Annotated in this window: 12 protein-coding genes; 9 read left to right on the top strand and 3 right to left on the bottom strand. The window is 43.7% G+C overall.

Going from position 1 to position 12,076, the window contains the following annotated elements:
- Nucleotides 1-96 precede the first annotated feature (96 nt).
- Nucleotides 97-1,029, bottom strand: coding sequence for a nucleoside hydrolase (locus CHH48_RS11570; protein WP_095219190.1), 933 nt, complete (start codon nt 1,027-1,029; stop codon nt 97-99).
- A 98-nt stretch (nt 1,030-1,127) separates the two neighbouring features.
- On the opposite strand from CHH48_RS11570, the gene CHH48_RS11565 reads away from it, so the two are divergent.
- Entirely contained in the window at nt 1,128-2,072 is a 945-nt protein-coding gene (locus tag CHH48_RS11565; protein WP_095219191.1) for a fumarylacetoacetate hydrolase family protein, read from the top strand.
- Between the two features lie 209 nt (nt 2,073-2,281).
- On the opposite strand, the gene CHH48_RS11560 is transcribed toward CHH48_RS11565, so the two are convergent.
- Nucleotides 2,282-2,536, bottom strand: a complete 255-nt coding sequence (locus CHH48_RS11560; protein ID WP_038563758.1) for an HPr family phosphocarrier protein — start codon at nt 2,534-2,536, stop codon at nt 2,282-2,284.
- Between the two features lie 604 nt (nt 2,537-3,140).
- On the opposite strand from CHH48_RS11560, the gene argC reads away from it, so the two are divergent.
- From argC to CHH48_RS11520, 8 genes are all read left to right on the top strand, one after another.
- Nucleotides 3,141-4,178 carry an N-acetyl-gamma-glutamyl-phosphate reductase gene (argC, locus tag CHH48_RS11555; protein ID WP_095219192.1) on the top strand — a complete coding sequence of 346 codons (1,038 nt, stop codon included), beginning with the start codon at nt 3,141-3,143 and terminating at the stop codon, nt 4,176-4,178.
- Nucleotides 4,179-4,192: 14 nt separating this feature from the next.
- Nucleotides 4,193-5,416: a bifunctional glutamate N-acetyltransferase/amino-acid acetyltransferase ArgJ gene (argJ, locus tag CHH48_RS11550; RefSeq protein WP_095219193.1), complete on the top strand. Its 1,224-nt coding sequence runs from the start codon at nt 4,193-4,195 to the stop codon at nt 5,414-5,416.
- A gap of 13 nt (nt 5,417-5,429) precedes the next feature.
- Nucleotides 5,430-6,230 (top strand): acetylglutamate kinase, encoded by an 801-nt coding sequence (argB, locus tag CHH48_RS11545; RefSeq protein WP_095219194.1) that lies wholly within the window; start codon nt 5,430-5,432, stop codon nt 6,228-6,230.
- On the top strand, nt 6,223-7,401 hold the full coding sequence (locus tag CHH48_RS11540; RefSeq protein ID WP_095219195.1) for an acetylornithine transaminase: 1,179 nt from the start codon (nt 6,223-6,225) through the stop codon (nt 7,399-7,401). Before argB ends, CHH48_RS11540 begins: the two co-directional genes overlap by 8 nt.
- A gap of 124 nt (nt 7,402-7,525) precedes the next feature.
- On the top strand, nt 7,526-8,425 hold the full coding sequence (purU, locus tag CHH48_RS11535; RefSeq protein ID WP_095219196.1) for a formyltetrahydrofolate deformylase: 900 nt from the start codon (nt 7,526-7,528) through the stop codon (nt 8,423-8,425).
- Nucleotides 8,426-8,438: 13 nt separating this feature from the next.
- A complete protein-coding gene (rbsK, locus tag CHH48_RS11530; protein ID WP_095219197.1) occupies nt 8,439-9,329 on the top strand; it encodes a ribokinase in 891 nt (296 codons plus the stop codon).
- Between the two features lie 40 nt (nt 9,330-9,369).
- Nucleotides 9,370-9,867 (top strand): preQ(1) synthase, encoded by a 498-nt coding sequence (queF, locus tag CHH48_RS11525; RefSeq protein ID WP_038563780.1) that lies wholly within the window; start codon nt 9,370-9,372, stop codon nt 9,865-9,867.
- Nucleotides 9,868-10,509: 642 nt separating this feature from the next.
- Entirely contained in the window at nt 10,510-10,893 is a 384-nt protein-coding gene (locus CHH48_RS11520; RefSeq protein ID WP_095219198.1) for a VOC family protein, read from the top strand.
- A gap of 77 nt (nt 10,894-10,970) precedes the next feature.
- Here CHH48_RS11520 and CHH48_RS11515 read toward each other — a convergent pair whose 3' ends face one another.
- Nucleotides 10,971-11,978, bottom strand: a complete 1,008-nt coding sequence (locus tag CHH48_RS11515; RefSeq protein WP_095219199.1) for an NADP-dependent oxidoreductase — start codon at nt 11,976-11,978, stop codon at nt 10,971-10,973.
- Nucleotides 11,979-12,076: the final 98 nt, after the last annotated feature.

The raw sequence follows: 12,076 nt of genomic DNA, 5'->3' as shown, positions 1-12,076 counted from the left end.
TACTTATTAGGTTATCCACATGTGGATAACAACCCCGGAATAGTATAACAAATTTATTGTATATATGCGATACCAATTATATGAAACTAGTATTTATTATGCTTTCATTAATGAAAGGATGTAAGAGAAGAAAGCATCATGATTCACATCATGAACCAATTGAATTTCTTTCCCGTTTTTATCCTCATATGTACGTCCTTGTGATGGGCCATTAGCCTCTACACTGACATAAACAGGCTGTTTTTTAACTAAGGAACTATTACCGACAGAAGCCGTCGTTAGTACATCCCATAGGTAATACGTTGAGTTTGTTTCGAAGTGAACGAGCGGCGGAACAGCAGCATAGCTTTGACCGACAAAATCGACACCTTCATGCTTGCGGTTGCGTGCCCATTCTTCGCGAATATCCACAGTAAGAGGAACTTGATTTGTACTCTCCAATGCTACCATATCAATTAGTATGTCACTTTTCCAAACAGTGTCCATCGCTTCGGGATCCCAGAAGGCATTCCATTCCGCTGTCCCATCATGCTCGGGCTCTTCGACGTTACCTGTTGGAAGCAAAGTGCCGCCCATCCATACAAGTTTTTCGATATGCTGCTCAATTGACGGATCCATTTCCAAAGCCCGTGCCAAATCAGTCAGGGGACCGATGAAAATGAGAGTCGTTTTCTCTTCTTGAGCTTTCAATTTATCTATTATATCCAAGTGGGCAGGTTTTTCAGCAACCTGTGTGCGCACTGGAAGATGTTCATTCAAAATTGGCAACGCATCAACAAAGAAGGCATGCATACGCCAGTCTTTCGGAAACGGATTTTTACCTCGGGAAGTGGATGCAGCAATTTCGAGTGTGTCCGGATTACCGAATCGATCATTGATTTTTCGACTTGCTGACAGTGCAGGCTCCAAATAGCAATCTGCTGGAATAACAGAACAGCCGATGAGGCGCACATTCTCCATTTTTAGTAAGAGATATAGCGAAATCAGATCATCAACTCCGCCATCATGATTCAAATAGACGTTTTTCATTTTATGACTCCCTTTCTTCTATGCTGTCTGACTTTCTTACTATATCATAGAAAGAGAGAGTCAATTTTGAGTATTCGCATAAAAAGGAGAGGGTTTGAATGAAGCTAGTAGCTTATAAAGTTGGCAGAGACCTTAATCCGTATCGAATCGGAAGCAGAGTGGAAGGGCGTATTATCGACTTGCAGGAAGCATACAGGCATTATTTGCTGGCAGAGAGCGAGATAGATTTGGCGATGACAGTCGAGAGTTTGCTCCCAGCCGATCCGAATGCTTTCTACAGTATGGGTCCGCATGCAATGAAGCGTGCATTCCGAGCAGAGGCATTTGCGCTTGCACAAGGGCTGGAGGAGGTTCAGTACAGAGCAGAAGAAATCATACTCGGAGCCCCTGTGCCGAAACCCGGGAAAATCATTTGTGTAGGTTTGAATTATAAAGACCATATTGAAGAGATGGGACGGGAACTGCCAGAGTATCCAGTTCTTTTCGGTAAATTCGCTAATGCGGTATGTGCACATGATCAAGGTGTATACCATTCCAAGCTGACTGAGAAATTGGACTATGAAGGAGAACTCGCAGTAGTAATTGGGAGAAGAGCACAAGAGGTAACGGAGAGTGAGGCAATGGACTACATAGCAGGGTATACTGTTGCCAATGATGTGTCGGCACGTGACTTGCAGCGCCGAACTCCGCAATTCCTTCAAGGGAAGACTTTAGATCGAAGTGCTCCGATGGGTCCGCATCTTGTCACTGCGGAAGAAATCGATGACGTATCCAATCTTGCAATTCGTACGTTTGTAAATGGAGAAAAACGACAGGATTCCAGTACAAAACATCTGATTTTTTCGGTACCTCATTTGGTGTCATTTATCTCAGGCATCATGACGTTGGATCCAGGCGATGTTATCATGACAGGAACACCAAATGGCGTTGGGTTCGCGATGGATCCGCCACAATTTTTAAAAGACGGAGATGTTGTTGAAATTGAGATTGAAGGAATCGGTCAGCTTCGAAACGCGATTATTCCGAAGCCAGCCCGAATCTAATAGAAAGAGGCTGGGACATAACTATATAACTCATACCTAAAGATGAGCAAGTATCAAATTGGGAGGATGAATCACCGCTCCGAAAAGCGAAGTATTCTGCCGGAGCGGGATTCATAATCGTATTGTGAATAAAAAATCCGAACGATGCAATGAGAAATTCGCATCGTTCGGATTTTTGTTTGGTCAAAACACTTTTGTCCCAGCCTCTTTTATTTATTGCTGATTTCCACAGGCAAGCCATTACTCAGGAATACATCCCGCATTGCCTTTTTCGCTTCTTCGGCATCTTCACCGTATATCTCTAAGCGGAAGAAATCAGATGTCAGTACACTATTGGAGAGCCCAAGCATACTTTTGGCATCTACCACTTTATTATCCATTACTAATACAATACTTGATTTAAACTGGTTTGCAGTCTGATTAATATCTACTGCAGCATGGATGAGTGTTTTCTTTGATCGCATAAATCATTCTCCTTTGTCTCCATTTGCCATACCAAATTTTACATCAGTAGCAGAAAAGTGCAAGATTAACTTATTGATAGCGCTTACAAAGATTCTTGATTGCAGTATAACATATTGTACAGCGAGTGCAATAATTTTAATAAGCATATGCAAGAAAGCACACAACAGTTGCACATTCTCTATTAAAATAGTCGAAGTTCTTTTCGCTCTAGTGGAACAGCTTCAAACAAAACATTTATTGATTCATCTGCTGCAGTTATTAGTTTTTATTTACCTTTCTCAAAGGCGTATACTTCCGATCATAAAATATCCCCTAAAGTTTGTCATTGGCAAATACAGCTGTCTCTTCTTTATAAAACTGCTTATTGTCTTGCTGACCAAATCAGATAGTTCTGTATAAAGACTTCATTTTACATGTTCTCATCCTCTGAATAAAAGATATAAATAAATAACTGTCCCTAATAAAAAAGAAAATTATCACAAAAAAATCAATGTATCTAGAGGAGGCTGCAAGTTTATAATTTTCCTCTTACCTATTGAATAAAAATACACATTAAAGTATAATTACTAACTAATTCGTACTTGTTTATAGGAGGTTACGTTCGTGAAAGTCGCAATAATAGGCGGTACAGGTTATGGTGCGGTAGAATTACTCAGGCTTTTGCATATACATCCATATGCAGAAGTGAAAGCAATTATATCCCATTCCAACGCGGGGAATTCATTGACAGCATTGTATCCGCATACGGATGGGTTTGTAGAAGGAACTATGGAAACTTTTGATATGGAAGTCTTGAAAGAACAAGTGGACTTTGCATTTTTCGCTGCTCCTCCTGGGGTGAGCAGAGATCTTCTTCCGGAGCTTGCAGAAGCAGGTATCCGCTGTGTGGATTTAGCAGGCGATTTCCGCTTGAAGGATCCAGCAGTCTACAAGGAATGGTATAAGCTTGACGCTGCATCAGCTGATCTGTTGGAAAGAGCGGTTTACGGACTGCCTGAGCTGAATGGTGAAGAGATTGCGGGGGCTTCTTTTGTTGCTAATCCTGGTTGTTATCCGACAGCTACGTTGCTCGGTCTGTTGCCGGCAGTACATAATGGTCTGATTGATCCATCTTCCATTATCATTGATGCTAAATCGGGTCTTTCCGGAGCTGGCAAGTCTTTGAGTACGGTAACGCATTATAGTGAGATAAATGAAAATGTGAAAGCTTATAAGTTAGGCGCACATAAGCACATCCCGGAGATAGAACAAGTTCTAGCAGGAGTAGGCGGTACACAGCGGGCTGTCACCTTTTCCACACAGCTTGTTCCGATGACAAGGGGAATTCTCGCAACCATTTATGCAGATCTTAAAACGGACTTATCAGAAGTTGAATTATTAGAATCATATGAAAATTATTATCATGCACACCCATTTGTGCGAATCAGATCACAAGGAGAATGGCCGGCGACAAAAGAAGTAGCTACAAGCAATTTCTGTGATATCGGATTGCATGTGGATAAGCGGACAAACAGGCTGACTATCGTATCGGTAATTGACAACCTGGTAAAAGGAGCGGCAGGTCAAGCCATTCAGAATATGAATATCATGCAAGGCTGGGAGCAGACTGCAGGATTGTGGATGCTGCCGGTTTATCCATAAAGGAGAGGGATCAAATGATAAAGACAGAACAGGCGATATATACAGTTATTGAAAACGGCAATATCACCAGTCCAAACGGATTCCAGGCTGGCGGTGTCGCAATTGGTCTCCGCAAGCATAACAAGCTTGATATGGGATGGGTCTATTCAGAAGTGCCAGCAGCCGCTGCTGGAGTATATACATTGAATTCTTTTCGGGCAGCTCCGCTTCTTGTGACAGAAGAAAGTATTCAGCAAGAGGGGAAGCTGCAGGCAATTGTAGTAAATAGCGCCAATGCGAATGCATGTACCGGAGAAGAGGGTTTGGCAAATGCTTATGCGATGCGCAAAGCTTTCTCAGATCAGCTCGGGATTCAAGTGCAGCATGCGGCGGTAGCATCAACTGGACTGATTGGCGTCCAGCTGCCGATGGATAAGATAATGTCGGGGATTCATTCGATTTCTGGAGAAGGCAAGGCAGAGGATTTCGCTCAGGCCATCTTGACAACAGATACTTGCACAAAGCAAATTGCAGTCAGTGTAGAAATTGATGGGGTACCAATCACGATTGGCGGAGCCGCAAAAGGATCTGGCATGATTCATCCGAATATGGCCACTATGTTAGCCTTCGTGACAACGGACGCTGTTATTTCAGCTGGTGTACTGGAGAATCAGCTGCGGAAGACGACGGATAAATCCTACAATATGATCACAGTAGACGGAGATACGAGCACAAATGATATGGTGCTTGTTCTTGCAAACGGAAAAGCAGGCAACAAGGAGCTAAATCCAAGTCATCCGGAATGGGACAAATTCTGCGCTGCTTTCCAGTATGTGTCACAGGAATTAGCAAAGAAAATCGCCCGTGACGGGGAAGGTGCGACAAAGCTAGTTGAAGTTCGTGTAAAGCAGGCGCAATCATCAGAAGAGGCACGGAAGATCGGGAAGTCGGTCGTTGCTTCCAGTCTAGTGAAAGCGGCAGTATATGGATCGGATCCGAATTGGGGCCGAATCATTACTGCAGCGGGTTACAGCGGTGCAGCATTCTCTCCTGAGAAAATTTCAGTTTGGCTCGGGGATGTATTGGTTGTACAGGAAGGCACACCCGCATTATTTGATGAGACGGAAGCTAGCGAACACTTAAAGCAGGACAATGTTGTAATCACAATCGATTTGCAGGAAGGAACCGGGGAAGCGACTGCCTGGGGCTGTGATCTGTCATACGATTACGTCAAAATCAATGTTTCTTACCGGACGTGAAGGGGGCAGCGGAATGAAATTTCTTATTATAAAATGCGGCGGCAGTATTATCGACCAGCTGCCGGATAATTTCTATGATAATATCGCTGCTGTTCAAAAGCAGGGTGATTGGAAGCCTGTCATCGTCCATGGAGGCGGTAAGCTGATCAATGAACTGCTGGAACAAACAGGCGTGAAGACGGAATTTGTCGATGGCCTTCGGGTGACGACCGAAGAGGTGCTTGATGTTGTCGAGATGGCGCTTAGCGGAGCTGTGAATAAGTTTCTTGTCCGTAAGCTGATGAGCAGAACGGATGCGTATGGTGTCAGCGGTCTTGACGGCAAGCTGCTTTATGCAGAACCTGTTGCGAATGCAGATAAACTCGGACTTGTCGGTAATGTGACAGAAGTGAATACGGCGCTTATCGAGCAAATTGTCTCACAAGACAATATCCCCGTCATTTCTCCGCTTGCTGGCGGTGAGGGCAATTCACGATTCAACATCAATGCCGATTTAGCGGCATCAGCTATCGCGCGAGCCTTGAATGCGGAGCTATGCTTTATAAGTGACATCCCGGGCATTTATAGGCAAGTGAATGGACAGAAGCAGATGCTCACGAATGTAACAGACAGTGAATTAAAGCAAATGATGGCTGAAGGATTGATTAAGGATGGTATGATCCCGAAGGTTCGGGCAGCCCTGGAAGCATTGGAGCATGGAGCTGGAAAAGTTACTATCGTCAATGGGCTATCTGATGACAGTTTGCTGCAGTTAGTGGAAGGGAAAGTCGCAGGTACTACCATAACATTATCAGAGGAGGCACATCATGTCTGAAACGAATACAGCAGTATCTTCTGTCATGCCGACTTATAGCAGATTCCCGATCTCTATCGCAAAAGGAGAAGGAAGCTATGTCTGGGATGCTGACGGTAAGCAATACCTGGATTATACTGCAGGAATTGCTACTTGCAATTTAGGTCACGCTCCACCAACAGTCAAGGAAGCAGTCAAGGAACAGCTGGACACCATTTGGCATTGTTCCAATCTATATCGTATACCAGTACAAGAGCAATTAGCGGAGCTTTTGACTGCCCATACTTTTGCTGATCAAGTATTTTTCGCCAATAGTGGTGCAGAGGCAAATGAAGCAGCAATCAAACTGGCACGCAGCTATGCCCAGAAGGTGAAAGGAACGACCGGCTTTGAGGTAGTTACTTTCAGTCAATCGTTCCACGGCCGGACTTTAGCGACATTGGCTGCAACTGGCCAGGAAAAGATACAAAAGTATTTCGCACCGCTAGTGAAAGGTTTCCGCCATCTTCCTTATAATGATGTTGAAGCACTTGATGAGCTGATCGGTCCGGATACATGTGGTGTATTATTGGAGCTTGTCCAAGGAGAAGGCGGCGTTATCCCGGCTGATCCTGCCTGGGTAAAGGAAGTGGAGCGTCTTTGTAAGGAGCACGATGTACTGTTTATGCTGGATGAAGTACAAACTGGAGTCGGCCGTACCGGCACGCTTTATGCTTATGAGCAGTACGAGCTGGAACCGGATGTGCTGACAACCGCAAAAGGACTGGCTTCAGGTATTCCGATTGGGGCTATGCTGGCAACAGGTAAAGCAGCGGCGGCATTTGAAGCGGGCAGTCATGGCAGCACTTTCGGAGGTAATCCGGTTGCAGCAGCAGCTGGCAAGTCGACATTGGAAGTAATTGCGAATCCTCAATTTCTGGTTGAAGTACAAGAGACCGCTGACTATTTCCGCAGTGAGCTGGAGAACATCGCAGCTGCTTCAAGTGCATTTACTGATGTGCGTGGAAAAGGACTCCTGATTGGTCTTGGTACAACAGGTAAAGCAATTGACCTTGTCAATCAGGCACGGGATCTCGGCTTGCTCGTGCTAGTAGCAGGAGAGCATGTACTTCGGATTTTGCCGCCGCTTAATACGAATAAAGCGGAAGTTGATTTCTGTATTGAAACATTGAAACAGATTGCTGGTGAATAAAGCTTCTCTCCACTCATACAATACATACGATTCCAATCATTTGGAATCGTATTTTTTTGTCAGAATTCCCTGTTGTAGAAACAAGATACAATCGTTAAGATAGAAGAATATTAGGAGGTTAGTCATGACCGTACATTATCTAGAAAAAATCAAAGCTTTCCAGCAGCAGAATGAAAACAGATATCGGATCGTCATTTCCTGTCCTGATCAGCCGGGGATTGTTGCAGCGGTTTCTGAGTTTCTTTATAAACAGCAAGCAAATATTATGGAATCAAATCAATATACAACAGATCCTGATGGAGGAAGCTTCTTCCTTCGGATTGAATTCGAGTGCCAGCAAGATGGCGACACACAGCAGCAGCTGGAGCACGGATTCCAGCAAATAGCGGACCATTTCAAAATGGATTGGCAGCTTGTGCGCGTACGGAATCTGAAGAAATTAGCGCTCTTCGTCTCAAAAGAGCTGCATTGCCTGCAGGAGATTCTTTGGGAATATGAAAGCGGACATCTCATGGCTGATCTTTCTGTGATCGTCAGCAATCATGAAGACGCGAGGGAACTGGCGAAATCCTACAATATACCTTTCTATCACATTCCTGCAAATAAAGATATCCGCCAGCAAGCAGAGCGTCAGCAGCTTGAGCTATTGGAACAATACAACATCGATACCGTCATTCTTGCAAGATACATGCAGATTTTGACACCTGGTTTCCTAGAGAATTATAAGAATAATATCATTAATATTCATCATAGCTTCCTCCCGGCCTTCATTGGCGCAAAACCATATGAGCGTGCCTTTGATCGCGGTGTGAAACTGATCGGGGCAACAAGTCATTATGTGACTTCTGATTTGGATGAAGGTCCAATCATCGAACAAGATATCCATCGGGTCAATCATAAGGATAAAGCGGAAGATTTGAAACGTGTCGGCCGTCTTGTCGAACGCAGTGTACTTATGCGGGCAATTAAATGGCATATAGATGATCGGGTAATTGTCTTCGGCAATAAAACGATCGTATTTTAAAGGGGGACTAGCTATGTCGCAGCAGCCGAGAATAACGATAATTGGCAGCCTCAATATGGATTTGACAGCCACTTCAAATAAACGCCCAGCAGCAGGGGAGACAATACTCGGCGAACGTTTCGAGACCTTTCCTGGCGGCAAGGGGGCCAATCAGGCCGTAGCTGCAGCGCGGCTTGGTGCAGATGTTACAATGATTGGCATGGTCGGTAAGGATCCTTTCGGGAATGAATTAACGCAGGTTCTCCGTCGGGAAGGTGTAGAAACAGAGCACATAGGAAGTGCCGACACATCATCTGGCGTTGCTGTCATTCAGGTAGTGGATGGAGATAACAGCATTACTGTTATTCCAGGAGCAAACTTTCAGCTGACGCCGGATTATATCGAGACAAAACGAGATGTTATCCAAAACAGTGATATCGTCCTCATTCAGCTTGAGATTCCGTTAGAGACAGTAGCGGCAGCTGCGAAGTGTTGTAAAGAGGTAAATGTGCCTTACATACTGAATCCAGCTCCAGCACAGTCGCTTCCTGAAGAAATTATCAATCAGGCTGCTTACATCACGCCGAATGAATCGGAAGCGATGATTCTTTTTGAGGACATCAATGAGGCATTAAAGAAATTTCCCGATAAACTTGTTATAACAAAAGGTGAAGAAGGCGTTGTCTACAGTGGCGGCCATGTGGCAGCGTTCCCTGTGTCTGCAGTCGACACGACAGGTGCTGGCGACACATTCAATGCAGCACTCGGACTGAAGCTGGCAAGCGGCAGTTCGCTGTCAGAAGCTTGCAGCTATGCAAACGCAGCAGCCGCTCTGCAGATCGGATCACACGGCGCGCAAGCCGGAATGCCGACGGATGCTGAGGTCATCGCCTTCATGAGACAAAACAGAGAAAATCATTTATAATAAGAAACGCTTGTGTAAAAGTTTGCAAGGAGGAATACAAATGGCAGGAAGAAATCCTGAAGAAATGGAAGACGTAACATTGCTTGGCAACCAAAACAATGTCTACGATTTCGACTATAAACCCGAGGTTCTCGAAACCTTTGATAATAAACACACATACCGTGATTACTTCGTGAAATTCAACTGTCCGGAATTCACGACACTGTGTCCAATCACGAACCAGCCTGATTTCGGTACGGTTTATATCAGCTATATTCCGGATGAAAAAATGGTGGAAAGTAAATCACTGAAGCTTTATTTATTCAGCTTCCGTAATCATGGAGATTTCCATGAAGACTGCATCAACATCATTCTAAACGACCTGAAAGAACTGATGAACCCACGCTACATCGAAGTATGGGGCAAGTTCACACCACGCGGCGGAATTTCTATCGATCCATACGTCAACTACGGCCGTCCAGGCACGAAGTATGAGCAAATGGCAGATCATCGCATGATGAACCATGATATGTATCCGGAGAAAGTGGATAATAGATAAGAAGAGCTAGTAAGCAGCTGAAAAAAGAGGTATCTCCATCAGGAGATACCTCTTTTTTGCCATGAAATTTAATAGAAGCTTATCAGCCGCCGTTATGATTGATGTTCCTGTAATTTTCCGAATCAACTTTCGCTCTTTCAGTGGAATTGCGATGATTATCGATTGGTAGATTTTTTTGACTTCTCGTTAGCAGTAACGCTGTTATTATCACTAATGCAAGCGGTCCGAATAATATTATAAATAGCATGGGTATACACCTCATTTTAGATATAAGTATTAAATAATTACTATACATATTATACAATATATTTGATAGAATATTCGGATAATAGGTGCCGATCCACAATTCAAGATTGTCTGCATATATGAAAACCCAGTCATAAAAAACTAGGATTTAAGGGAAGTAATAACGGATAAAGTAATCTTTTTAATGTAAACTAGTACGTGCGAGATCCAGTTAACCCAATCTAGGTACTTCAATGAACAGGGATAGTATATTGTTGTGGTTGTCTTCCGGTGTTATTATGTGCAATAACTAGTTTATTGTTTGAAGAAAGAATTAATGTATCAATGTTTATCTGTTAGAATCAGGGTTGTTGACGGAGCATTGAGCGCTGCATATATGAAGGAGGTAAGAACAGCATGAGAATCACTATTACCAGTATATTCGTAGAGGATCAAGACAAAGCTTTGGAATTCTATACAAAAACGCTTGGATTTTTAAAAAAACATGATGAGCCTGCCGGAGAATTTAGGTGGATAACCTTAGTTTCTCCCGATGATAAAAACGGCACTGAACTTCTGCTTGAACCAAATAACAATCCTGCAGCAAAAGAGTATCAAGAGAAGCTATTTGTTCAAGGTATTCCCGCAACAATGTTTGAAGTTGCTGATATTAATGAAGAGTATAATCGTTTATTAAAGCATGGCGTGAAGTTTACAACAGAGCCAACAGAAATGGGAGAAGTCACATTAGCTGTCTTCAATGATACTAGCGGTAACCTTATTCAAATAGTGCAGAATTGATAATTTTCTCTCTATATTTTGCTGCTTATCTATAATAAAAAATGCCTGACAGATTAATTTCTATCAGGCATTTTTTATTATTCTGTTTCCGCTACCTTCACTAACTGTTTCCCGAGGTTCTCACCCTTAAACAATCCAAGAAAAGCGTCTGGCACATTTTCAAAACCATCCACTACATTTTCTTCAAATGTAAGTTTGTCTTGGCTGAACCATTCAGATAACTGTTTCTTTCCTTCAGCGAACTTGTCGCTGTAGTCGCCTACAATGAAGCCTTGCATTTTGGCTTTGGATTTAACGAGATAGCCGTGGACGCGAGGTCCTTGATCTTCTTTCTTATTATAAGAAGAAATGCTGCCGCAGAGCGGAATGCGTGCGTGTGCGTTGAGCAGTGGGTAAACTGCGTCGGAGACGGATCCGCCTACGTTATCGAAGTAGACATCGACGCCGCTTGGGCATGCTTTCTCCAATGCTTCTGCTACATTGTCTTCCTTATAGTTGATTACTTCATCTGCACCGAGTGTGTTTTTCACATAATCAAGTTTTTTCGGAGAGCCAGCAATACCGACAACACGTGCACCGAGGATTTTAGCAATTTGGACAACGGTTGAACCGACTGCACCAGCTGCGCCTGAAACAACAACTGTTTCACCGGATTTCGGTTCGCCGATATCAGTCAAACCGAAGTATGCTGTAAGACCAGGCATTCCCATCACGCCTAATGCAGTGGAAATCGGTCCGAGCTCCGGATCTACTTTTTGCAGATTCTCAACATTCGCTGCATTGTAACGAGCCCAAGGGAGGTTTCCAAGTACATAGTCACCTTTTTGTAATTGATCTGATTTTGATTCGGTTACCTGACCTACGATGCCGCCCGAAATCGGAGCGTCCAGTTCATAAGGCGCTACATAGGATTTTGCATCACTCATTCTGCCGCGCATATATGGATCCACACTGATATAGATGCTCTTGATGAGCACCTGTCCTTCTTCAAGTTCTGGTATTTCTGTTTCGACAAAGCGGAAGTTTTCTTCTGTTGGAGTGCCTTCCGGACGTTTAGCCAATTGGATTTCTTCGTTTTTCGCCATGTGCTATCATCTCCTTTTTGGTAATAGGGCAATTGTAAGACGGGAAAACTGCTCATACAACTCTTTTGCTTATAGCGTTTCATAGAAGCAGCAGGGGG

This window comes from Terribacillus saccharophilus (assembly GCF_002272075.1).
Taxonomy (GTDB): domain Bacteria; phylum Bacillota; class Bacilli; order Bacillales; family Amphibacillaceae; genus Terribacillus; species Terribacillus saccharophilus_A.
Note: the sequence above shows the minus strand (reverse complement) of the source record. Positions and strands in the feature narration are given on the sequence as shown.